The sequence below is a fragment of the Luteococcus sediminum genome, from assembly GCF_054783495.1.
This window is the reverse complement of the sequence record NZ_BAAGQL010000001.1, coordinates 50,913-75,029: the sequence shown is the minus strand read 5'-3', so window position 1 is coordinate 75,029 and position 24,117 is coordinate 50,913. Positions and strand designations below refer to the sequence as shown.

The following is a 24,117-nucleotide window of genomic DNA, read 5'->3' as shown; positions in this document are numbered from 1 at the left end:
TGATTTGAAGACGACAGGTGTCCCGGCCGCCCTGGCCGCTGCCCCACTGCGCACCGTGCGCCCCGTGATGTTGCGCGACCTGTATGCCAACCCGGAGAAGGAGCTCCTACGCCTGCAACGCGCAGGACGTGTCGTGCGCATCGCCCCAGGCACCTACACCGTCAAACCAGACGACGTCGACCCTGACATGCCCTGGCGACCCAACCCCGAGGAAGCGGCCATGGCCTACGCCACAGCCCAGTATGGCGACCGCATCCCCGTCCTGTACGGCATCGGCGCCGCCCGCTTCCACCACGCCATCCCCCGCGCCATCGCCACCACAGTCATCGCCGTCCCGCAGCAGCACCGACCCGTCGTCCTCACCGACCAGACACAGGTGACGTTCACCACCACCGACGTCGACGCACTCGACGCCCGTCTCGAGACCGGCCGCCTGGGCGCCTTCCTCGTCACCACCCCCGAACAGACCTTTGTCGACCTGATCGCCCGACCCCAGCTCGGAGGCCTGTCCAACGAAGCCAGCGCAGCCGTCAAGGCCTTGGCCGCGCACGTCGACCCCGAAACTGCGTTGGGTATCGCGAACCCACGAGCAAGAACCCTCGCCCGGGCCGTCGAGGAGGCACTGCCATGACCACCCCAGACAACAGCACACCCCCTGCCCGCCAGCCACCCCGCGCCCGGGTGACACGCCAACCAGTCACCCCAGCGAGCTACAAGCTCTCGGACGCGGATGCGCGGGCACAGATGCAGCACTACGGCGCGCCCCGCGAGTCGATCGAACACGACTTCGTCATCTCACATGTCCTGGCAGCCATCGCACCCCTGCGCGACCAGTTCGTCTTCTACGGCGGAACTGCACTCAGTCGCACCATCCTTGATGGCCTGCGTCTCAGCGAAGACATCGACCTACTCTCCATCGGACCCCGCCCAACGGTGGCCAAGGCGTTGGACGACGCGATCCGGACCCGACTGGCCCGGAGCTTCGGCCACATCACGGCTGAACCATCCCTCACTGCGGCGAAGCGAGACACCGAGGCCTGCATCTACCAGATCGGCGACACCCAGCTGCGGATCCAGCTCATCGATGGACGCAACTACATCCCACTCCCCCGCTGCACCACCCTGGTCCACCAGCGCTACCACGCTCTGCCTGACCTGGAGCTCACCACGCCCACACCGGCCGGATTCGTGGTGGCCAAGACCATGGCGTGGAGTGACACCACCCGCAACGCACCCCGCGACCTCTACGACCTGTGGGCCTTGGCCACCGCCGGACACATCACCGCCGAAGCAGCACGCACCTATCGACGCATCGGCCCGACCGGCGGCTACCCCAAGCCCTGGAACCTCCCCACAGGCGCCCCTTCCCCTGACGAATGGTTCACCTCCCTGAACCACCAGTGCCAGCCACAGGTCACTCCCCAAGAAGCCCACAACGTCACCCTCACAGCGTGGCACCGCGCCGTCACCGTTGCAGAGCAGTCGCCGCTCCAGACGGAGCACTGACCGGCCGGCACAGTAAGAACCCCCACGGCTTGGGTGGGCATGACCACTCATCCAGACGAACTGAGCACCGACCGCCCCCTCATCATCGAACAGTTGCCCCTCGAGGCCGACGACCTCAGCGCCGCCGGCGGCGTCTGGGCAAGCTCACCCCGGTAGAGTTCGAGCTGGTCCACCACACGGTCGCACAGGCCGCCTCACCAGCCCCTAGAAATCTGTCAACCAAACTGGGGGCAGTCCCGACCCCGAAACTGCCTTGCGTAATGCAAACCGGCGCGCGGAAACCCTCCCCCGGGCCGTCGAGGAGGCGCTGCCATGACCAACGCAGACAACACACCCCACTGGCCGCCCCGTGGCCGGATCACATGTCCTTGACCGCCATCCACAGGCACCGTGAGGTCCGAGGCCACCGATATCCTCGAACAAAGACGAAACCCCGGCGATGTGGCAAGCCAGTGATCGTTCCGGGGTCTTCACCTACGACTCTACCACCCCGGCGAATCGAGCACCATGGACAGCGTGAGCAACGAAAGCCTTGCGACCCTGCTCACCCACGAGCGCCTCGCCACCTACCTCACGGCGTCAAACGATGACCTGACCGCGGCCCTCCACCTCTACAACTGGAACATCGACGTGACAACGGCCGCCCTGGCCATGACCGCCATGGTCGAGATCCCTCTGCGCAACGCCCTCGATCATCACCTGACCTGCTGGGCTCACAGGCGAGGCTCCCATAGTTGGTTCGATCTGGCACCCCTCGACACACAAGGTCGCCGAGACCTGGCCAAGGCCACTCACCGAGCAGGCGCCGGACGCCGCCAACCAACCCACGGCCGCATCGTCGCCGAGCTCTCCTTCGGCTTCTGGCGCTTCCTGCTCAGCCGACGCTATCTGACCACTCTGTGGATCCCGGCCCTCCAGCACGCCTTCCCCAACACGGACCTGGACGCCAACAGTCTCCAACGGTCCATCGAGAACGACGTCCAACAGCTCCACTTCCTGCGCAACAGGGCCGCGCACCCTGAGCCCCTACTGCGGCGTGATCTCCACGACGACCTCGACCGAGCTCGCCGCGTCATGACCTGCATCAGCCCGGCTGCCCGCAACTGGCTGCACGAACGCCAACTGATGAACGACGTGATGGCGAAACGCCCCAAGCCACCTCCCCTCTGAGACCGTCTTTGCGCGACGACCGCCTTGCAGACATCATGACCACACTTAGCGGCTGGGCGAAGTTCCACCGCGACTACTCGGACGGCCTCGCAACTGAGCGCCGACCGTCCCCCATCTTTGAACAGTTGCTCTGTGACGCCGACGAACTCAGCGCCACCGGCGCACCCCACGACCAGGTCGACGACCTCATCGATGCCCGCCGGCACCACCGTTCTGGACAACTGGGACTCGGCGAAGTTCATGGTCCGTGAGGGGACCACCCCGCAGGCCGACGGCTACCGCGTCCTGTTCGACACGAAGCGGGTCGAGCTCCGCGCCGAGGACCGCTTCGGCTTCGCGGTCACCCGCCCGGAGGCCTTCGCGGTCGTCTCCCTGACCGCCTGTGATCTGGCCGGGCACGCTAACCCCGGCCAGCCCAAGGCCCCCGTCTCCCTCCTGCGAGCCGGGGCCTCGCCGTCTCCGGACAACTGTCAGTGCGGTCTGCCATCCTGTCGTCTTGGACTCACGACGCGGCTACTCATTCGACGCATCCGACAACTTCGCGGTCCGCGCGGCAACCGAGTACGTGGAGGCTCGCGGTCTCCGTCCCCATGTGGACCGCCGGCTCGCAGTGACTCACCTGGACGTCTATGGCCCTCGCGGGGCGAGCCTGGCTGAACTGGACGAGCACCTCGTCAGCCTAGGCGCCCGCGTGCTCACCAATGACGCCCCCAATGACTGACCTCCTGCCCCCAACCTGGCTAGCCGAAGACCTGCCCATCCTCGTCGCCGCCGTTGAGCTCGTGGACCATGAGGGCACCGCCGACTTCCGGCGGGTCGCGCAAGTCGCAGACCTGCCTGAAGACGTCGCCAAGCGCGCCCTCCTTCGCCTGGACGGCGAGTACCTGGAGGTGAGCATCCAGGACGGATGGGGCGGCGAAATGCTCCACGCCGTTGTCAAGAACGCGCTCCCAGCTGGCCGCCGCGCTCCCGGCCAGTGGCCGAGTCCGGAAGACATGGCTCGGGAAATCGCCGAAGCCCTGGAGGCGGAACAGCTCGTGCGGAGGGACGAGGACGCCCTGGTTCGAGGAATCGGCGGCACCGTGAAGGACGTCACGGTCGGAATCGTCTCCGCCGTCCTCATGCGCCCAATGGGTCCCGACTGAGAGGGCACCACCGAAAACTGTCAGAGGGCCGGCATAGCGTGTTCATCGTCCAGCGCTAGACCGAGGAGACACCATGACAGCCGAACCCTTCAAGCCGGCGCTGCGGGACCGGATCGCGGACCCGGGCCGCATCACTTTGCCGAAGACCTCGTCCGCCTCGTCGATCAGCTCGTCGGCGAGGCCGAACCGCGCGCCCAGTGGTCCTGCGTGAACGAGCGAGAGGGCGGGCATCGCACAGCCACCGTCCGCTGGGTCGCGGTTGTCGGCGCGTGGCTCGTGGAGCTCGAGGCCGACTTCGAGAGTCCCCTAGAAGAGCCGTCCGGACGGGGCACCGTGGGAGGGGGTGTCACACGCGAAGGCATCCGCATGGCTCGGGCACTGCCTCTGCGAGCAGTCTCAGGCATCTACCTTCCCAGCCCTTCCCCTTGGGCCCCAGACCGGTCCGTTTGGGAGGTCCGCTTCACCGACGGCGAGGTGGTGCGCCTGGACGGCGACACTTTCAGGGCAATCTCCACCGTCGGCAACCCCACGCAGGTCGTCGCAGCGATCCGGGAAGCTCGGGGGTAGACCTGCTGCCCGTTTGGGCACGCATTGGACACGAAAGAGTCCCTAGCCTGACCGATTCCCGGTCTGACTAGGGCCTTCAAGCGTCGGGGCGACAGGACTCGAAGAGGGCGATGACCAGAGCGTTCCCCCGATTCATTAGGCGTTTCTCCTGTTGGGAGGCGGTGATCGGGCGTCCGTGTCTCTCGCGTGTCTTTCGACTGTGGATAGGCCTGAGCCTACCGTTTCGGCACCCCAAGCGGCGCTGGCTTGACCGGCAAAGGAAGCCCCTCCAAGATCGGATCTAGAACGGAAGCTCGGGTGCCTGCCCCGCGAGCCTTCCCATCACCAGTTGCATGTCGCGCGTGGGGTCATCGCCGCAGGCCTCGAGTGCGCGAGCGATGCGGTCCCGCTGGGCTCCCGACACGCGTCGAGCGAGGTCTCCCCGCGTCGCGATTCGGCAGAGGAAGGCGAGATCTCGCGAGTGGCGCCGGCCGTGACTGGTCGGCTCCTGCAGGATGGCCGCGCTCTTGGCGAGGATGGCGCCGACGAGATCTGGCACGGGGATCGTGAAGAGTTCACCCGCGACGTCGATGTCATAGGCGCAGGCGTCCTCGGTCGCCCACTGGACCCCCGCCGACTCGAAACCGTCCGCCCCAGTGATCGAACGCGGGTAGCGCTCGCCAAGATTTCGCGGAAGCAGGATGTCCACCTGCACCTTGGCGCCTTCGACCATCTGCGATGCTCTGGTCCAGCGGTACTCGATACCTGAGTCGTGCTGCATGGGTGAGAACCCAGCTGCCTGCAGATGGCGGGTGGCCTCTTGGAGGGCGAAGCGTTCGCTCCGAATGGCCAGGGCCACGTCCAGGTCTGTGGTGGTTCGTTCCGGGTCGTTCCCGGTTCGCCAACCATGGAACTGGACCATCTGGCCACCCACCACCACCCACCCTGTGGGCATGAGCCGAGATAGGTCACCGGCGACCCGCCAAGCCTCGAGCTGGACCGGCGTTGCGCTTGCAGGAATGATCACCGCCACGATCGGATCACCTCGGCAACGGCGTGGTCCTCGCGGGGACCACCCAGGTCAGCGACATCCGCAAGCGCGGCAGCCAGATCGACCCGCGGTTCCTCCTCAACGTGGATTCGCACAGGTCCGCGCGGATCTTGCTCAAGCCAGAAGTCCTCGACCAGATCGCGGGCACCCTGCTTGGTCACGTGCAGGTCGATGACCGGCCCCATCACGAGCCCCAGCCGGGGATGTGCTGCCCCTGCCGCCGTCCGCCGATGCTTCTGGAGAATCTCGTCCACGCTCCCCCGCATCGAGAATCGGTGAATGGGATGCCGCTTGGACAGCCACGACCGCAGCTGTTTCGACGGCTCGCTGGCTGCGACCAGCCTGTCGAGACGACTGCACAGCCGGTGCCGCTCGGTGGCGTTGAGTCGGCGGAGATACCCCATGCCAGATTCGCCTTCAGCCTCGGCCATCACGTCAAGGAAGGCCGTCGCCATCCGAGGGGACATGGGTCGCGCCCGGCCGCGCCGGGCATCGGCTGCCTGCGCCACATCGGCGGCGTTGATAACCCAAGAGCTGCCTACCCTTTCGGCAGGCAGGCTGCGGTCAGCGACAAGCCGCGCGACGACGGTGCGGGAAACCCCCAGCCGCTGCGCGACGTCATCAATGGACAACCCCGACATACACACTAAAGTGTCACCCCTGACACATTAGTGTCAACCTCCGGCACCAAGAGCACCACCCAGAAATCCACCAGCAGTGGCCTTCAACCCCGCAGCGCCGAGGACGAAGTGGCCACGGTCACCGCGTGCGAAGGACCTTATCGTCGGGCATATCGGCGCCGACGTCGCCGGCAAGCGCGGCCACAGCCGCGCGGCGCTTGGCCGTACGCTCGCGGAGGTAACGCTCAACCTCGGACGCCCTGACCTTGCGATGCACGCCCGCACCAGCGGCCTCGATCGCGCCGCGGTCAATGAGTCGGACCACGGTCATCCGGCTGACACCGAGATGGTCCGCCACCGCCCGCGTACTGAGCAGCTCGTCGGCCGGCAAGATCGCCGCGCCCGGCGATGTCTCCAACACCTCGAGAAGGCGCAGGAAGGGGTCGCGAGCTGCCTTGACGGGCAACTCATCCACAGCAGCGTGCAGTCGGCGCGCATCCTCTACAGGCAGCAGTCCAGTCATGACAGAAGCATATCTGGAACGCTCAAAACACACATCCGTCCTCTTGGGTACGTGGAGGTTGCCCCTAGCAACTCTGCGCGCGGTGAAACCTGCAAGACTCAGACGTGCAGTTCAAGTCCGCGCCGCCCCACCCCTTGCATACCAAGCACTCGGAGGTCCCGATGAAGCGACTACCGCTCCTGGACCGATTGGTCGCGCCCAGGCGACTGCTATCTCGAGGCCAGCCCGCCACGGGCAGGCATCAGGCTGTGACCACTGTCGTACTGCTTGGTGCCGGCGCTTCGGTTGACGCGGGACTCCCTGCCGCCAACTCACTGTCCGACAAGATGAGCAGCTGGCTGCGCCACCACATTGACCCGACATGCGGAGGCCCATTGGACGTCCAGCGCGCCGACTCGTTCGACCAACTCGTGGAAGCGGCGCGTGAGCATGACCGGGTGCAGGGGCTACACACTGAAGCGATCGATGTCGAGCGCATCTTTGCTTTGGCGCAAGTCCTCTCGGAACGCGACAGTCCAATCCTCGCACCGGTGGTGCAAGAGTGGAAGATGCTGCCTGACGACACCGACGGAAACGTAGCGCAAAAGCTGATGAGGGACATGGAGCTTGCACTCCGGGATCTTCTCGCCCCCTCTCACCCGTCTCGTTTCGACTATCTGCAGGTACTCTTCTCCAGCAACGAGCCGCGGATTGCCACGCTCAACATGGACTGCGGAGTAGAGATCGCCGCTCAGCGCGCCTCCGTCCTACTGGACCTCGGGCTCGACAACTGGCGCGGTGGAGCCGACTGGCACTGGAGCCACGGAGATGCGCAACTGTTGAAGCTTCACGGCTCGATCGACCGGTACTTGGAGACTGGCCGTGAACTCGACGGCCCGGGGAATCGCTCAACCCCAGGGTTTCCCCAGATGCCAGAGTGGGACGACGAGGGACTATTCGAACCGGGCGTCATCTTTGGCCCACGCGGGAAGTTCCGACCGGATGGTCCGTATCTAGCCATGTGGTTGGAATTCAGGCGGTGGCTTCGGTCCGCAAGCCGACTCATCGTCTGCGGCTACTCCTTCCGTGATGAGCACATTAACCACCTCATTGAAGAGTGGTCCTGCAATCGACACGGACTGGAGATTGTCGTCGTAGACCCCGGGTTTCCCCCGGAGCCCTCGCCCCGTGAATCACACGAGTTTGTTCCTTCCGACGTCTGGGACACCACCGAGCCCTTCAGTCCATGGCACCTCATGATGCTCGAGTACCTGGCTTGCCAAGGTCGCCCGGCTTGGTGCCCGAGCTTTCCCTCTCGCTGGCTCGATTCACAGCCCAAGATCGAGATCATTCGCCAAGGGGCTGCGGCTGCCCTTCCGAGGGCTCTGGGCATCACACCACTCTTGTAGGAGTGACCGCGGCCGCATCGGGTTCCTTCGTGGTGCGGAGTCAACCACTCCTCGCCCCACCGGGCTGCCCGTGGACTTCACCTGCTCGGGCGGCGTCCACCGACCACCACGAGCGTCGTGCTCCCGCTCGCCTCAGGTCGCCACCACGCCGGTCACCACCCGGCCGACGACCTGCCAGCTTTCGCCCAACCACTCCCCCGTCCGCCGTGAACCTCCATTGCTGCCGAGTCCAGCGCGTCCGGATCAGCCACCCCTGTCTGCCCCGGACGAACCCTCGACACCCAAGCAAGCCCGATGTCGCCGCTCGGTGCTCACGAACCCTCGGGGAAACACGAACCATCGAAGCCGCACACACCTCTTGCACTCCGGACGTCGACCCTCGCAAAGAACCTCGGAGCGGATGCCTACAGCAGAACGATTCCCGCCGCAGCGACGGCTGGGCTGACGCTCGGATGGCCGACGTTGGCAGTGTGCGCAAGATCCTCTATGGCGTGGCTACGCACGATCGCCGGCCGCCACCCATAGGATCAGATCAATCCCTTCATCCCCGGTCGGTCCACCTGGAGGTCTGAGTGCCTGAGCCTTGGCTGTCTGCGGACAGCATCTCCACCTACCTCCAGGCCACTAGGTAGTCACGTGCGGATCATCAACAACGTCTCTGACCTCCTAGGGGACGACCTCAAGGCCGAGATCGCGCCCGGCTCGAAGGTACGCGTCGCTGCCTCGACGTTCTCAATCTTCGCGTTCGAGGCTCTCCGCGACGAGTTGGAGAAAGTCAGCGAAGTGGAGTTCCTCTTCACGTCGCCGTCGTTCGTAACAGAGGAAGTGACCGACAAACTTCGCAAGGAGCGGCGAGAGTTCTTCGTTCCTGGCGGACACGCCGAGTCGAGCCTCGCCGGTTCTGAGTTCGAGATCAGACTGCGCAACAAGCTCACCCAGCGCGCGATCGCACGGGAGTGCGCTGACTGGGTTCGCCGCAAGGTCACCTTCCGCTCAAACGCTACGGGCAACCCGATGCAGCAGTTCGCGGTCATCGATGACAAGGCCGCCTACACCCAGCTCCAGGGGTTCACGACCGTCGACCTCGGCTACGAACGCGGCAACGCCGTGTCGAGCTTCGTGAACCGGCTCGACGAGGCCCCGATGACCGAGCAGTACATGCAGCTGTTCGACCAGATTTGGAACAACCCCGACCAGGTCAGCGATGTCACTCAGGCCGTCCACGACCACATCGCCAGCGTGTACACCGAGAACTCCCCGGCAGGCATCTACTTCCTGATCCTCTACAACCTGTTCGCAGAGTTCCTCGTCGACATCAACGAGGACGTGCTGCCGAACGACCGCACTGGGTATCAGGAGACGAAGGTCTGGCAGAGCCTCTACAACTTCCAGCGCGATGCGGCCACCGGCATTATCAACAAGTTGGAGACTTACAACGGCTGCATCCTCGCCGACTCCGTCGGCCTCGGTAAGACGTTCACCGCGCTCGCGGTCATCAAGTACTACGAGCTGCGCAACAAGTCGGTGCTGGTGCTGTGCCCGAAGAAGCTCGCTGAGAACTGGACGAACTACAACGCCAACCTGACGACCAACATCTTCGCCTCCGACCGGTTCAACTACGACGTGCTTGCCCACACCGATCTCTCCCGCATCAAGGGTGAGTCGCTCGGCCTGCGGCTGGACCGGATCAACTGGGGCAACTATGACCTCGTCGTGATCGACGAGTCCCACAACTTCCGCAACGCTGACTACGCCGAGGAGAAGGAGTCGCGCTACCAGCGCCTCATGCGCCAGGTCATCCGCGAGGGCGTGAAGACCAAGGTGCTGATGCTCTCGGCCACCCCGGTGAACAACCGTTTCAAGGACCTCAAGAACCAGCTCCAGCTCGCCTACGAGGGCGAGTCAGAGAACCTCGCCCAGCACCTGAGCCTGTCAACGACGGTCGAGAAGGTTTTCTCTGACGCGCAACGGGTGTTCAACGAGTGGTCCAAGCTCGACCCCGAGCAGCGCACCACCGACCGCATCCTTCAGATGCTCGACTTCGACTTCTTCGAGCTGCTCGACTCCGTGACGATCGCACGTTCCCGCAAGCACATCCAGGCGTTCTACGACACCACCGAGATCGGGGCATTCCCAGAGCGACGCCCACCGTTGTCCATCCGCGAGCCACTCACGGACCTCCCGGAGGTGCCCGGCTTCAACGACATCTTCGAGCAGCTCCAGGCGTTGACCCTGGCCGTCTACACCCCCCTCGCTTACGTGTTCCCGAGTCGGCGCTCCAAGTACGAAGACCTCTACAACGTCACCGCCGGCAGCGCTCGTTCCAACCTCGGGCAGGCAGGCCGCGAGCAGGGCTTGAAGAAGCTCATGACCGTCAACCTGCTCAAGCGTCTGGAGAGCTCGGTCGATGCGTTCCGCCTCACCTTGGCGAAGATCGAAGGCTCCGTCACCAACACGCTCGGGCACATTAGCAACCACGCGGGCAACCTCGCGGACCTGAGCCCCGAACTCGCGGGCCTCGACTTCGATGTCGATGACGAAGACGACGCCAACATCGAGGCGCTCTCCTTCGGCGAGAAGATCAAGATCGACCTTGACGACCTCGACATCGAGTCCTGGCAGCGCGACCTATGGAACGACCGCGAGACCCTGCGCGAGCTCCTCGACGAGATGCGCAAGGTCACCCCCGAGCACGACCTCAAGCTCCGCAAGCTCAAGCAGCTCATCCAGGATAAGGCCCAGCACCCGATCAACGACGGCAACCGCAAGGTGCTCGTGTTCTCCGCCTTCGCCGACACCGCCGACTACCTCTACCGCGAACTGACGCCCACCCTCGCTGCGGTCGGATTGGACACTGCGGTGATCACCGGCGGGAGCCACGGAGCGAAGACGACCCTCGGCACAGGCTTCGACTTTCAGCAGGTCATGTCGCTGTTCTCGCCGCGCTCCAAGCAGCGCCACCTCACGATGCCGCGCGAGACGCGCGGGCTGGACGTGCTCATCGGCACCGACGTGATCAGCGAGGGCCAGAACCTCCAGGACTGCGACTACCTGATCAACTACGACATCCACTGGAACCCGGTGCGCATCATCCAGCGCTTCGGACGCATCGACCGCATCGGTTCTACCAACGGCCAAATTCAACTCGTGAACTTCTGGCCCGCCATCTCCCTCGACGAGTACATCAACCTCAAGGAGCGCGTCGAGAACCGCATGGTCATCGCCGACCTCGCGAGCACCGCCGACGATAACGTCCTCACCCTTGAACACTCCGACGCCGCCTTCCGCAAGGAACAGCTCCGCAAGCTCCAAGACGAGGTCATCGAGCTCGAAGATGTCCGCACCGGGGTCTCGATCACCGACCTCGGCCTCAACGATTTCCGCATGGACCTGCTCGGCTACATCAAGGAACACGGCGACCTCGATACCGCACCCCGTGGGGTCCACGCCGTGATCCCAGCCGACCCCAGCAAGGGACTACGACCCGGCGTCATTTTCTCCCTCCGGAACCTCACCGCAGACGAGCACATCAACAGAGGCAATCGGCTCCACCCGCACTACCTCGTCTACCTCGACGACCAAGGTGAGGTGATCGCGAACCACACCGAAGCTAAGCACCTCCTCGACCTGCTCCGTGCGGGCTGCCGCCCCTACGAGGAGCCGGTCGGCGATGTCATCGGCGTGTTCAACGCTGCGACCGGCGAGGGTGCACAGATGGGCAAGTATTCGGCGTTGCTCACCGACGCGATCCACTCGATGATCGATGTCACTGAGGAGCGCGACATCGACAGTCTCTTTACCGGCGGCAGCACCACCGCCCTTACCCAGACCATCGCGGGACTCGATGACTTCGAGTTGACCGCGTTCATTGCCGTCGTAGACCCCTCCCAGGGCGGTGCCAATGACTGACATCCTCTACCGCTGGCCCGAGGCAGCGAAGTTCGGCAGACGAGTACCCAAAGAGAAGTTCTACGAGCACGGCACCGTCAGCACGGCAGTGCGCGAGAAGTTCATCAACGAAGTCCAACGCATCACCTGGGCCTACAAACTCGCCGAGGCCACGATCAACCTGCCCGGAACGCCGACCGTGCCGGAGGTGCAGGTCTTCACGATCGACGCCAAGACCGATGACGTGAGCGAAGCCGTCCTGGGCGCCATCGACAAGGCCATCCCGTTCCCGATCATCTTCGAGATCACGCGTCACCGAGCCGACCAGCCCGAGGCGCGCACAGTAGCAGCCCACAAGCAGCTCGGCACCGGGGCTCCCAAGATCAGCGCCTACTACTCGACCGCTTGGCAGCCAGGAGACACAAAACGGCAGGCCCTGCCTACGGCGATCACGCTGCCCGCCCTCTACGCGGCACTCCTGCAGCCGCTGACGCCGATCACAGCCCGCCCGGGCGAGGAAATGCCAGACGTCGCCGACAGACTTGCCACGGTGCGCAAGCTCGAACGCGAGGTCGCGTCCTTGGAGCGCAAGCTCCGCACTGAGCCACAGCTCAACCGAAAGGTCGAGCTCCGACGCACACTCAAGACGAAGCAACACGAACTGGAACAGCAGAGGTAACCCGTGGAGAGACTACGCATGACATCACCCGACCTCACGCAGGCCAACATCGACAAGATCGCCGAGCTGTTCCCCAACGTGGTCACCGAGACCTTCGACGCCGACGACAGCCCCGTGCGAGCGGTCGACTTCGACCTGCTGCGCCAGGAACTCAGCGGACACATCGTCGAGGGACAACAGGAGCGCTACCGGCTCGACTGGCCCGGCAAGCGCGCCGCCGCCTTCACGGCGAACGCGCCGATCGCGAAGACCCTGCGTCCCGTTCGTGAGGAGTCGGTGGACTTCGACTCCACGAAAAACCTCTTCATCGAGGGCGATAACCTCGATGCCCTCAAGCTGCTTCAGGAGTCGTACCTCGGCAAGGTCAAGCTGATCTACATCGACCCGCCTTACAACACCGGCAACGACTTCGTCTACAACGACGACTTCGCCGAGTCCAGCGCTGGGTATTTGGAGCGTTCGGGCCAGGCATCCGGTGCCGGCGAACGTCTCCTGGCCAATCCCGAATCGAGCGGGCGCTTCCACTCTGACTGGCTAAGCATGATGTATGCGCGTCTGAAGTTGGCGCGCACCCTGCTGACCGAGGACGGGGTGATCTTTATTTCGATTGATGATCACGAGGTCGACAATCTGCGGAAGGTATGCGGGGAGGTCTTCGGTGAACGGAATTTCATCGCACAGCTTGTCTGGAGAGCTCGGAAGTTCACAGACATGAGGGCCACGACGAACGTGTCAACCGATCACGAGTACGTCCTTGCATATGCCCGTTCATCCGAGGGCTCCCTCCGCGGCGTGGAACGAGACGAATCGAAGTTCGGGAACCCCGACGACGACCCGCGTGGACCCTGGATGAGTCGAAGCATTCTCGGTCTCGCCACGCGTGAGCAACGACCGAACCTTCATTACGACCTCGTTGATCCTGCGACTGACACGGTGTATGCGCCGAATCCCAACACTGGTTGGCGGTACTCGTCGGAACGGATGGCGGAGATGGTGTCTGAAGGACGCATTCTCTTTCCGTCGCGCGAAGGTGGGAGACCAAGGGAAAAGAAGTTCCGCGCGGAGATGCAGACGGACTTGATCGCCTTCAGGTCGGTGATCGAGGAGACATACACCGCCGACGGGACGCAGGAGGGACGCGAGCTTCTCGGCAGTGGGGTCTTTGCGTTCCCCAAGCCGACTCGGCTCATCAAGGAGCTGGTCCGGCAGGGTACTGACACTGACTCAATCGTGCTCGACTTCTTTGCTGGGTCTGGAACGACGGGGGATGCGGTCTCACGGCTCAACGCGGAGGACGGCGGAACTCGGCGATACATCTTGGTGCAGCTTGATGAAGTCGCTGATGCGAACACGGACGCGGCCACTGCTGGGTATCGCACGATCGCTGAGGTCTCTCGCGAGCGGATTCGCAGGGCAGGTGCCCACACGAGATCGCAAGCTGGAATCCTCGCTGACACGCTCGATGTCGGGTTCCGTTCGCTCCGCATCGACACGACGAACATGACCGACGTGCTGAGGGCGCCCGATGATACGGATCAGCTGACCCTCTCGGACTTCGGAAGCAGCGTGAAGCCCGATCGCACAGGCGAAGACCTTCTGTTCCAGGTGCTTCTCGACTGGGGCTTGGAACTCACGATGCCGATCAAGAAGGAGACTATCGATGGCTTCGAGGTGTACGGCGTTGAGGAGGGTGCATTGATCTTGTGCACACGTCCGCGTGAGACGCGCGATTCCTCTCTCTCTCTCTCTCTCTCTCGGGCTGCCGCAGCCATCGCGGAGCGTCAGCCGCTCCGTGTCGTGTTCCTCGACGAAGACTTTGCGGACGACGCGGAGCGCATCAACGTCGGGCAGGTGTTCAGTGAACGCTCGCCGCACACTGAGGTCAAGACCATATGACCGTCGCTCGTTGGTCGGCGGTGCGTGATGGAGAAGCGCACCCTGCACACACCCGACCTCACCGCTCGCAACATCGAGCGGATCGCCGACTTGTTCCCGCAGGTCATCACCGAGTCGCGAGACACGGAGGGCAACGTGACCCTCGCTGTTGACTTTGATCTTCTCCGACAAGAACTCTCCGACCACGTCGTTGACGGGCCGCAGGAGCGGTACCGCCTCGACTGGCCTGGCAAGCGTGCGGCCGCCTTCGCCGCCAACACACCGATCGCCAAGACACTGCGTCCGGTGCGTGAGGAATCGGTGGACTTCGACACAACGAAGAACCTCTTCATCGAAGGCGACAACCTGGAGGCGCTCAAGCTGCTTCAGGAGTCTTACCTCGGCAAGGTCAAGCTGATCTACATCGACCCGCCGTACAACACGGGGAACGACTTCGTCTACGACGATGACTTCGCCGAGTCGAGCGCCGAGTACCTCGCCCGCTCAGGTCAGAGCCTGAAGAGCGGGGAGCGCCTGGTTGCGAACTCTGAGGCGAACGGTCGCTTCCACTCTGACTGGCTGAGCATGATGTATCCGCGCCTCAAGTTGGCAAGGAACCTACTGACCGACGATGGCGTGCTTGTCGTGTCGATCGATGAGAACGAGCACGCCAGTCTCGTCCGTTTGGGCGAGGAGGTGCTAGGCGACGCATCGTACGTCGGAGAGATCGTGCTGAAGAACAGCAGCAAGAACGATCAGGCCTACGTCTCAATCCAGCACGAGTACATCGTCTTCTTCGTGAAGAACCGTCAGGCCAACGCCGGTGACTGGGTTGAGAAGAAGGAGGGTCTCGACAAGATATATGCAGCCTTCGACGGGTTCCGGAGGAAGCACGGCGACGACTGGGCTGCTATCAACGCCGAGGCAAAAGCGTGGTTCAAGCAGTTCCCTGCGAGCGACCCGGTTTCGGCTAGCAAGCACTACACTTGGATGGACGCGCGAGGCGTCTACTTCCCAGACAACATCGCAGGGCCGAATGACGGGCAGTACGTCTATGAGGTCAGCCATCCGGTAACGGGGAGAACGGTCAAGATGCCGTCCACCGGCTGGCGATACCCCGAGTCAGCTATGCGCGAGCGCATAGCTGACGGGCGCGTCCACTTCGGCCCCGATGAGACAACAGTCCCCAACAACAAGACCTATCTCGCAAACACCGAGTACCAGAGCCTCACGAGCATCCGCTACGTCGACGGTCGCGCGGCCTCGAAGCGACTTGCCACGCTGTTCGGCGAGAAGGTCTTCACGAACCCCAAGGACGAGCTTCTGCTCCGGGACATCTATCGCGCAGTCGGCGTGTCTGGCGATGAAATCGTGCTCGACATGTTCGCTGGTTCCGGGTCGGCCATGCAGGCCGTTCTGGAACTCAACAGCACTGAGTCGATGTCATGTCGTTTCATCGGGATCCAAGTTGCTGAGGACTTGAACGAGTCGCTGAAGACGGCGAAGGGAGCTGCGAAGCAGATCACCACGAACGCGATCCGGCATCTCAAGCGCCTCGGGCGTCCGGCGACCGTTGCTGAGATCACCAAGCAGCGAATGCGACTCGCGCACGAGAGGTATGCGGGCGACCTGCTGGCGGATAGCGGATTCCGCGTGCTGCGAGTGGACACCTCGAACTTGATCGACACCCTGGCAGTCCCCGACAGCCTCTCGCAAGACATGCTGTCCGGGGCGATCAACAGCGTCCGGCTGGACCGCGACACGTACGACCTGCTGTTCCAAGTGCTGATCGACTGGGCTTTGGACCTGAGCGAACCCGTCGTCGTCGAACAAGTTGATGGCCGTGAAATCCTTTCGGTGGCCGAGGGAGCCCTCGTCGCCTGCTTCTCCGGGGACATCAATCCGACCATCATCAGTGAGGTCGCGAGGCGGCAGCCTCTACGGGCTGTCTTCCTGGATTCAGGCTTCGCCACCGACGCTGCACGTATCAACGCCGAGCAGGTGTTCCGTGAGGTGTCGCCCGCGACTGAGGTAAGGGCTATCTGAGGAACGACATGACCCTTACGAACGACGAACTCACCGAGCTCCTCGACCGGCTGTCGGCCGGTTGGGAGAACGAGGTTGTCGAGTTCAAGGAGGCTGCGCGGCAGTTCTCTGCGGACAAGACAGGTGAGTACGTCTCGGCGCTGAGCAACGAGGCGAACCTGCGTGGACTCGCGTCGGGGTGGCTTGTCTTCGGGGTCTCGAACGCTCGGCAGGTTGTCGGAACGACGCATCTCATCGAGGTGCAGCAGCGCCAGACGTTGAAGCACCACATCCATCAGTCGATCGACCAAGGGCTGACTGTCCGTGAGGTCTACGAGGTCATGCACTCGGGCAAGCGCGTGGTGCTTCTGGAGGTGCCGGCTGCGCCTCGCGGCATCCCGATCTCGTGGAAGGGTGACTACCGCGCCCGTGCCGGTGAGAGCCTGGTGCCGCTCTCGCTCGACAAGTTGGACGAGATTCGGCGGCAGACCATCGGCGCTGACTGGTCGGCGGTCGTGGTTCCTGACGCCACGCTCGCTCACCTCGATCCAGCGGCGATCGCACGCGCACGTCAGGGGTTCGCCGAGCGCTACGCCTCTCGTATCCCTGCCGCTGACATCGACTCATGGGATGACGCGACGTTCTTGGCCAAGGCGAGGTTGACCCGCGGTGGTCAGATCACGCGAGCCGCGCTCGTTCTGCTCGGTGCCGACACCTCAACGCACCTGTTGACTCCGCACCCTGCCCAGATGACCTGGAAGCTCGTTGGCGAGCAGCGGGCGAACGAGCACTTCAGACTGCCGTTCCTGCTGAACACCACGGCGCTCGCGAATCGCATCCGCAACGTGCAGCTCCGGCTCCTTCCGCCAGATGAGTTGATCTATCGAGAGATCAGCAAGTACGACGAACGCAGCCTGCTCGAAGCGCTCTACAACTGCATCGCGCACCAGGACTACACGCGAAACTCTCGGATCATCGTCACCGAGCATGCCGACCGCATCGTGTTCGAAAGCGTGGGCGAGTTCTTCGACGGCGCACCCGATGACTACGCCCTGGACGAGCGCACCCCACGGCAGTATCGCAACCCGTTCCTCGTGGAGACGATGACGGAGCTAAACCTCATCGACCAGATGGGCTACGGAATCCACCGCATGGTGCAAGACCAGGTCCGTCGCTTCCTGCCGCTGCCCGACTACGACCTCAGCACCGCTGGCGAGGTGAAGCTCACCATCCCGGGCGCGGTGATCGACGAGTCCTACTCCCAGCTGCTCATGGTCCGAACCGATCTTCCCCTCGAAGACGTGCTTGCGCTGGATCGGGTGCAGAAGGGACTCGACATCAGCGAGAAGGCCGCCCGCCATCTACGGAGAGTCGGCTTGATCGAGGGCCGTAGACCCCACCGCCGGATCACTCCTCGCGTTGCAGCGGCGACCGGGTCGATGGCTGACTACATCCGCACCCGGCCCCAGGCCGACGCGCACTACGCGGCGCTCCTCACCGACTTCCTCCGCGCTCAGGGCCACGCAGACCGCGGCGACGTGGAGGCGCTGCTCCGGCCAGCGCTCAGCGAAGCGCTCACCGAACAGCAGAAGGCAACCAAGATCACGAACCTCCTGACCAAGCTGCGGCGCCACGGTGTCATCGTCAACCGAGGCACCCGCACGAAGCCACGCTGGGAGCTTTCTTACGCAGACGACGGAAGCCTGCCGTCTGAGCCCGCTGGCAAGAAGGATGACGGCGACAGCGACGACGCGAGAGGGCCAGGATAAGCATGAACACAGGCATCCACACCGCCCGCACCCTTCTAGCAGCGACGACGAACAGCGACGGTTGCAGAAAGAAAGACACTCGATGAAGCTCCAGTTCAAGGTCCAGCAGTACCAGACCGATGCCGTCGATGCTGTCGTCGAGACCTTCGCCGGGCAACCGAAGCATGACGGCATCTCCTACCGGATCGACCCCGGCAAGGTCAGCCCCGTGACCGCCCCGGCACTGTTCGAGGCCGAGGAGCGCCCGGACGCGGGCTTGCGCAACGCCGAGATCGTCCTGTCAGGAGCACAACTGCTGGAGAACGTGCACGCGGTGCAGCGCTCGCGGAACCTCCCGCTGTCGGCGAAGCTCGCCTCCAGCGCCGCCGCGCCGGGTGCCCCGAACCTTGATGTGGAGATGGAGACCGGCACGGGCAAGACCTACGTCTACATCAAGACGATCATGGAGCTGCACAAGCGGTACGGCTGGTCGAAGTACATCATCGTCGTGCCGTCGGTCGCGATCCGCGAGGGCGTGAAGAAGTCGTTCGACGTGACCGCCGAGCACTTCCAGCAGCTGTACGGCACGAAGCCCCGTTCGTTCATCTACAACTCGTCCCAGCTGCACGAGCTCGAGCGGTTCAGCTCCGATGCCGGGGTGCAGGTGATGATCATCAACATCCAGGCGTTCAACGCTACCGGCAAGGACAACCGCCGCATCTACGACGAACTGGATGACTTCCAGTCCCGCCGCCCGATCGATGTCATCAGCGCCAACCGCCCAATCGTGATCATCGACGAGCCGCAGAAGATCGGCGCCCCCAAGTCGCTGGAAGCGCTGTCGCGGTTCAACGCACTGATGTTGCTGCGCTACTCGGCCACGCACAAGGTCGATCACACCAAGGTGCACCGGCTCGACGCGCTGGATGCCTACAACCAGAAGCTCGTGAAGAAGATCGCCGTGCGGGGCATCACCGTGAAGGGTCTGGCTGGATCGACCGCCTACCTGTATCTCGATGCCATCGAGATCGCGAAGGGCGCCAAGCCGCGCGCGAGGGTTGAGATCGAGGTGCAGACGGCAACGGGCATCCGGCGGCAGGTCAAGCGTCTCGACGTGGGGACGAACCTTCACGATGTCTCGAACGGGATCGAGGCGTACAGGGGACTGTTCATCACTGAGATTGACGCGAACCGGGACGTGATCGAGCTGAGCAACGGCGATGTGGTCGTGGCTGGCCAGCTCGCCGACCGGGACGTCACCGAGGAGACCAAGCGGCGCATCCAGATTCGCGAGGTCGTTCGCGCCCATCTGGACAAGGAGAGGGAGCTGTTCAGCCAGGGCGTGAAGGTGCTCTCGCTGTTCTTCATCGACGAGGTCGCCAAGTACCGCGACTACGGCCGCGAGGACACGCTGGGCGACTATGCGCGGATGTTCGAGGAGGAGTACGCCGCGATCCGTGACGAGGTGCTCGGCGAACTCGCCATCGACGCGGCGACCGAGGAGTACCAGACCTACTTGCGCCGCGACGACGCGCGGCAGGTGCACGAGGGCTACTTCTCCATCGACAAGAAGACCAAGCACCAGATCGACGGCAAGGTCTCCGGCCGCGGCGACGACAAGGGTCAATCCACCGACATCGACGCCTACGACCTGATCCTGAAAGACAAGGAACGACTGCTCTCGTTCGCCGAACCCGTGCGATTCATTTTCTCCCACTCGGCGCTGCGCGAGGGCTGGGACAACCCCAACGTGTTCGTCATGGGGATGCTCAAGAAGAGCGACAACACCGTCTCCCGCCGCCAAGAGATCGGACGGGGCCTGCGGCTGTCCGTCGACCAGCACGGAGAACGGATGGACAACCCCGTCACCGTGCACGACATCAACGAGCTGACCGTCGTCACCGACGAGTCCTACACGGACTTCGTGACCGGCCTCCAACGCGAAATCTCCGAGTCACTGGCCGCGCGACCCCGGAAAGCGAGCGTCAAGTTCTTCGTCGGCAAGACCATCCAGACGCCCTCCGGCGAGTCGGTCATCGAGGAAGCCGTTGCCCAGGCGCTCTACAAGTACCTGGTCAAGAACGACTACGTGAACGACGACGACACGATCTCCGATGCTTACAAGCAGGCCAAGGAAGATGGGACGCTCGCCGCGCCGACCTCTGAGGTGCTCAAGCCCGTCATCGACTTCGTGTGGCCTCTGATCGACATCCTCTACCTTGATCTGCCGGTGCCAACCGATGACCGCAAGCCGAAGAAGATACCCCTGAACGAAGCCAACTTCGCGCGCAAGGAGTTCCAGGCGCTGTGGGGCCGGATCAACCACCGGGCCGTCTACCAGGTCGAGTTCGATTCCGCAGAGCTGATCCGTAAAGCGATCGCGCACCTCGACAAGCACCTCAATGTCGCCGCACTGCAGTACGTCGTGCAAGCGGGCAAGCAGCGGGAACAGCTGGAGGCTGACGACCTGACCAGCGGCTCCGGCTTCGCAGTGCAGACCACGCAGACGCACACCGAGACCGTGAGTGCCGGCTCGCAGGTGAAGTACGACCTGCTAGGCGAGATCACCGAGAAGACCCAGCTCACCCGTCGCACGGTCGCTGCGATCCTCCGCGGCGTCACACCTGGGACCTTTGCCAAGTTCCGTCTCAACCCCGAGCAGTTCATCACCGAAGCGGCGCGACTCATCAACGAGCAGAAGGCCACCGTCATCGTCGAGCACCTTGCCTACGATGCGCTCGAAGACCGGTTCGACTCCGCGATCTTCACCGAGAACCAGACCGCTCAGGACTTCTCCAAGGCCGGGTCGAAGCTCAAGAAGCACGTCTACGACTACGTGGTCACCGACTCCAAGATCGAACGCGAGTTCGTCACCGAACTCGACACCAGCCACGAGGTCGCCGTCTACGCGAAGCTCCCACGCGGGTTCTTCATCCCCACACCAGTCGGCGACTACAACCCGGACTGGGCCATCGCGTTCACCGAGGGCAGCGTCAAGCACGTCTACTTCGTCGCCGAAACCAAGGGCTCGCTGTCCACACTGCAACTGAAGGGCGTCGAGGACGCGAAGATCGAGTGCGCCCGCAAGTTCTTCGCCTCCCTCAGCGAGAAGAACGGCAACGACGTCACCTACGACGTGGTGACCGACTACACCGAGCTGATGCAGCTCGTTTCTGGCGGGTAGCCACGATGACGATCGAGCTCTACTTCTCCCAGTATTTCGGAGTATCGCCGAAAGTTCTGGAGGACTACGGCGCCTTCGATATCAGCCTCGCTTCAGACCTACCACTCTTCATCGACCCCTTTCTCCTCTTCAACAGCCAGAAGCCGGCGTATCGCGATCTTCACGAAGGAATGATCCGCTACCTGGTCTTCCTTCGCGACCGGGCGACCCCCGACCTCGATCCTGGGCTCATCAAGTCCTGGTACATGTTCCAGGAGGTGAAGCAGAACTGGCTCGGATTCACGGTGCTCGGCAACTCGGGTAGCGGGCTCGGCAAGGGCTTTGCCCGCGCGCTCCACAACTCTCTCGGCTCGATACTGAAGGGGTTCGGGTCGGAGTCGATCACCAAGGGTGCTCACCTGGAGAAGCTTGCGCTCATCAAAGAAGGCGTCGGACGTGACAACATCAGCGACTTCACGACGAACCTCATCAAGGGTTATCTGCTGGAGTACACGCAGGCGTTCGCCCAGGCGCATCTGTCGTCCGACCAGCGCGGCGCGTTCTCGGTCGCTCGCGCGGTCTTCAACTACGAGACGGAGACCTGGGAACCGCGCCAGTACGACCTGCCCGCACTCCGCGACGACTACGTCCTGCTCACCCCAGCCGACATGCTCACCAAGGACGACACTTGGATCAGTCGCTCTGACCTGGTGCGCGAGTTCAGCAGCATCCCCGACGCGATCGAGGATGACCAGCTCCGTGCGCAGGTCAACAACTACCTCTTCAAGAAGTTGAGCGACAACCCCACGAAGAAGGAGTACTCGGACCTGGCGGCGGCGGCGATCCTCCAGTTCCCGGAAGTCATCGACTACTACATCCGCCAGAAGGAGAACACCGGGGAGCAGGCAGTCGGACTCAGTGCCAAGAGGCGGCAGGAGGTCTTCGAGGTTCTCGTGCGGATGGTGCAACAGGTCGTCGAGGACATCCGTACCAACACCACGCTGTACCAGACGCCGGTCAACAGCTACGACGAGGCGCTCGCTCGGGCGATCGGCTTCAAGCAGTACATCGAGAACCAGGATGGTCACCGACTTCTCAACCGGCCCGGCCACGAACGCCCCCTCGCCACGGAGAAGGAAGTCCAGCTCTTCTTCGGCCTGATCTTCTTCGGGAGCGAGTTCGACGTGAACCGCGAGGTAAACAACGGCCGCGGGCCAGTGGACTTCAAGGTGAGCAAAGGGGGCATCGACAAATCGCTCATCGAGATCAAGCTCGCCAGCAACAGTCACCTGAAGCGAAACCTCCAGAACCAGGTAGCAGTCTACGAGAGGGCCAACGGCACTCGCACCTCGGTCAAGATGATCGTCTGCTTCACGGACGCCGACGTTGCGAAGGTTGATACTGTTCTGAGGGAACTCAATCTCAGCCACGAGAAGTCCATCGTTGTCATTGACGCACGCGCAAGCAACAAGCCCTCGGGATCCAAGGCCTGAGGCTACTCCCATCGAGTGCATCGGTAGCGAGCAAAGCAGCGCCACCTGCCTCGACAAAAGATGCCGCGCGACTGACTACCCCGTGAATGAGATTGCAGGCTGCGCGGCCCACGAACCACTACAGCCTTGGGCGTGGTGATTCACTAAGCAAGCGGGCAGCAACACGACGAATCATGGATAGGCCAGACCGAAGTCTGAGCCCACGGACAGACATCAATTCGCCGTCGCCAGCACCGCTAACCTCCTCGCCAACTGCTGATCCCTCTCAGCACTCGCGTGCTGGTACCGCATCGCCATCTGGGCCGTCGTGTGGCCCATTCGCGCCATCAGCTCGGCCGTCGTCGCCCCGTTCTGCGCCGCCAGGGTCGCGGCCGTGTGCCGCAGATCGTGGAAGGTCAGATCATCACGGCCCATCACGGCCCGCGCCTTCTCGAACGCACACCGAAGCGCCTTCTCGCTCATCGGCCCGCTCCCCCGCCCGGGAAAGAAGAAGCCCGTTGGGTCACCGACGTCCCCCTGCCACAGCCACTCCCGCATCAATGGCAAGAGGTGCGGCGGCACCGCCACGTTCCGCACCGCGGCCGGGGTCTTCGGCGGGCCGATGATCACCCGTCCCTTCACGCGGGTGACCCCCTGGCGTACGAAGATCCAGCCCTCGTCCACGTCGACGTCGCGCACTCGCAGCGCGCGCACCTCCCCCGAGCGCAGACCGCACCACCCGGCGATCAGCACCGGCAGCGCCGAGCGCAGCGGCAACCCATCAGCGACCAGTCCTAGCTGCTCAACGGTGGCCGGTTGCATCAGCCGCGTCGTCTTGCGCTTGCCGGCAGACCGCAACCGGCAAGGGTTCGACGAGATCAGTTCCTCGGCTACGCAGGCCGCCATGATCGACTTCAGCAACGCGTACGCGTGCTGCCGCTGCGTCGGCTTGTCCGCATCCAACGAATCGAACCAGGCCCGCACCTGCCGCGGCGTGATCTCGTCCACCTTCATCTGCCCGAAGGTCGGCACCAACAGCCGGTTCAGGATCCCGGTGTACAGCTCGCGGGTCTTCGGCGTCAGGTCCCGTCGCTCGATCTCCGTCCTGGCCACGGCCTCGAACTCCAACACGAGCTCCGCCACCGAAGTCTCCACCTTTGCGGGCGGCTCCCACTCCCCTCGGCTGATCGTCCGCTCCACCTGCGCCAACCAGCCCTCGGCGTCGATCCGCGCCACGAAGGTCCGCGGCGCGTTGTACAAATGCCCGTCCGGGCCCAAGTAGCGCGCCCGGAACTTGCCCGACGGCAGCTTCGTCAGC

19 protein-coding genes are annotated in these 24,117 nt (G+C 63.6%); 15 read left to right on the top strand and 4 right to left on the bottom strand.

Annotation, left to right across the window (positions count from 1 at the left end):
- Nucleotides 1-4 precede the first annotated feature (4 nt).
- From ACYVKA_RS00310 to ACYVKA_RS00280, 7 genes are all read left to right on the top strand, one after another.
- Nucleotides 5-631: a type IV toxin-antitoxin system AbiEi family antitoxin domain-containing protein gene (locus ACYVKA_RS00310; RefSeq protein WP_343885430.1), complete on the top strand. Its 627-nt coding sequence runs from the start codon at nucleotides 5-7 to the stop codon at nucleotides 629-631.
- The gene (locus ACYVKA_RS00305; RefSeq protein ID WP_460702027.1) at nucleotides 628-1,506 is read left to right on the top strand and encodes a nucleotidyl transferase AbiEii/AbiGii toxin family protein; all 879 of its coding nucleotides are present in this window, start codon (nucleotides 628-630) and stop codon (nucleotides 1,504-1,506) included. Before ACYVKA_RS00310 ends, ACYVKA_RS00305 begins: the two co-directional genes overlap by 4 nt.
- A 516-nt stretch (nucleotides 1,507-2,022) precedes the next feature.
- Nucleotides 2,023-2,676, top strand: a complete 654-nt coding sequence (locus ACYVKA_RS00300; protein ID WP_460702025.1) for a hypothetical protein — start codon at nucleotides 2,023-2,025, stop codon at nucleotides 2,674-2,676.
- An 8-nt stretch (nucleotides 2,677-2,684) separates the two neighbouring features.
- Nucleotides 2,685-2,927: a hypothetical protein gene (locus tag ACYVKA_RS00295; protein ID WP_460702023.1), complete on the top strand. Its 243-nt coding sequence runs from the start codon at nucleotides 2,685-2,687 to the stop codon at nucleotides 2,925-2,927.
- A 245-nt stretch (nucleotides 2,928-3,172) separates the two neighbouring features.
- Nucleotides 3,173-3,397, top strand: coding sequence for a hypothetical protein (locus ACYVKA_RS00290; protein ID WP_460702021.1), 225 nt, complete (start codon nucleotides 3,173-3,175; stop codon nucleotides 3,395-3,397).
- Nucleotides 3,390-3,821 carry a hypothetical protein gene (locus tag ACYVKA_RS00285; protein ID WP_460702019.1) on the top strand — a complete coding sequence of 144 codons (432 nt, stop codon included), beginning with the start codon at nucleotides 3,390-3,392 and terminating at the stop codon, nucleotides 3,819-3,821. Before ACYVKA_RS00290 ends, ACYVKA_RS00285 begins: the two co-directional genes overlap by 8 nt.
- Before the next feature lie 73 nt (nucleotides 3,822-3,894).
- Nucleotides 3,895-4,032: a hypothetical protein gene (locus tag ACYVKA_RS00280; RefSeq protein WP_460702017.1), complete on the top strand. Its 138-nt coding sequence runs from the start codon at nucleotides 3,895-3,897 to the stop codon at nucleotides 4,030-4,032.
- A 636-nt stretch (nucleotides 4,033-4,668) separates the two neighbouring features.
- On the opposite strand, the gene ACYVKA_RS00275 is transcribed toward ACYVKA_RS00280, so the two are convergent.
- From ACYVKA_RS00275 to ACYVKA_RS00265, 3 genes are all read right to left on the bottom strand, one after another.
- Nucleotides 4,669-5,400, bottom strand: coding sequence for a hypothetical protein (locus ACYVKA_RS00275; protein WP_460702015.1), 732 nt, complete (start codon nucleotides 5,398-5,400; stop codon nucleotides 4,669-4,671).
- The gene (locus ACYVKA_RS00270) at nucleotides 5,391-6,050 is read right to left on the bottom strand and encodes an excisionase family DNA-binding protein (RefSeq protein WP_460702013.1); all 660 of its coding nucleotides are present in this window, start codon (nucleotides 6,048-6,050) and stop codon (nucleotides 5,391-5,393) included. Before ACYVKA_RS00270 ends, ACYVKA_RS00275 begins: the two co-directional genes overlap by 10 nt.
- 127 nt (nucleotides 6,051-6,177) lie before the next feature.
- The gene (locus tag ACYVKA_RS00265) at nucleotides 6,178-6,561 is read right to left on the bottom strand and encodes a helix-turn-helix domain-containing protein (RefSeq protein WP_460702011.1); all 384 of its coding nucleotides are present in this window, start codon (nucleotides 6,559-6,561) and stop codon (nucleotides 6,178-6,180) included.
- A gap of 248 nt (nucleotides 6,562-6,809) precedes the next feature.
- Here ACYVKA_RS00265 and ACYVKA_RS00260 point away from each other — a divergent pair, with 248 nt between their 5' ends.
- From ACYVKA_RS00260 to ACYVKA_RS00225, 8 genes are all read left to right on the top strand, one after another.
- Nucleotides 6,810-7,949, top strand: a complete 1,140-nt coding sequence (locus ACYVKA_RS00260; protein WP_460702010.1) for an SIR2 family protein — start codon at nucleotides 6,810-6,812, stop codon at nucleotides 7,947-7,949.
- Nucleotides 7,950-8,585: 636 nt separating this feature from the next.
- Complete coding sequence (locus ACYVKA_RS00255; RefSeq protein ID WP_460702008.1) at nucleotides 8,586-11,858, top strand: helicase-related protein; 3,273 nt, start codon at nucleotides 8,586-8,588, stop codon at nucleotides 11,856-11,858.
- Nucleotides 11,851-12,516 (top strand): DUF4391 domain-containing protein, encoded by a 666-nt coding sequence (locus ACYVKA_RS00250; RefSeq protein ID WP_460702006.1) that lies wholly within the window; start codon nucleotides 11,851-11,853, stop codon nucleotides 12,514-12,516. Before ACYVKA_RS00255 ends, ACYVKA_RS00250 begins: the two co-directional genes overlap by 8 nt.
- An 18-nt stretch (nucleotides 12,517-12,534) precedes the next feature.
- On the top strand, nucleotides 12,535-14,412 hold the full coding sequence (locus ACYVKA_RS00245) for a site-specific DNA-methyltransferase (RefSeq protein ID WP_460702004.1): 1,878 nt from the start codon (nucleotides 12,535-12,537) through the stop codon (nucleotides 14,410-14,412).
- A gap of 27 nt (nucleotides 14,413-14,439) precedes the next feature.
- Nucleotides 14,440-16,437, top strand: coding sequence for a site-specific DNA-methyltransferase (locus tag ACYVKA_RS00240; RefSeq protein ID WP_460702002.1), 1,998 nt, complete (start codon nucleotides 14,440-14,442; stop codon nucleotides 16,435-16,437).
- 8 nt (nucleotides 16,438-16,445) lie between these two features.
- The gene (locus tag ACYVKA_RS00235) at nucleotides 16,446-18,185 is read left to right on the top strand and encodes an RNA-binding domain-containing protein (protein ID WP_460702001.1); all 1,740 of its coding nucleotides are present in this window, start codon (nucleotides 16,446-16,448) and stop codon (nucleotides 18,183-18,185) included.
- An 82-nt stretch (nucleotides 18,186-18,267) separates the two neighbouring features.
- Nucleotides 18,268-21,348 carry a type III restriction-modification system endonuclease gene (locus ACYVKA_RS00230; protein WP_460701999.1) on the top strand — a complete coding sequence of 1,027 codons (3,081 nt, stop codon included), beginning with the start codon at nucleotides 18,268-18,270 and terminating at the stop codon, nucleotides 21,346-21,348.
- 5 nt (nucleotides 21,349-21,353) lie between these two features.
- Complete coding sequence (locus tag ACYVKA_RS00225; RefSeq protein ID WP_460701997.1) at nucleotides 21,354-22,820, top strand: hypothetical protein; 1,467 nt, start codon at nucleotides 21,354-21,356, stop codon at nucleotides 22,818-22,820.
- 213 nt (nucleotides 22,821-23,033) lie between these two features.
- Here the strand turns inward: ACYVKA_RS00225 and ACYVKA_RS00220 are convergent, their stop codons facing one another.
- Nucleotides 23,034-24,035 carry a tyrosine-type recombinase/integrase gene (locus ACYVKA_RS00220; RefSeq protein WP_460701995.1) on the bottom strand — a complete coding sequence of 334 codons (1,002 nt, stop codon included), beginning with the start codon at nucleotides 24,033-24,035 and terminating at the stop codon, nucleotides 23,034-23,036.
- Nucleotides 24,036-24,117: the final 82 nt, after the last annotated feature.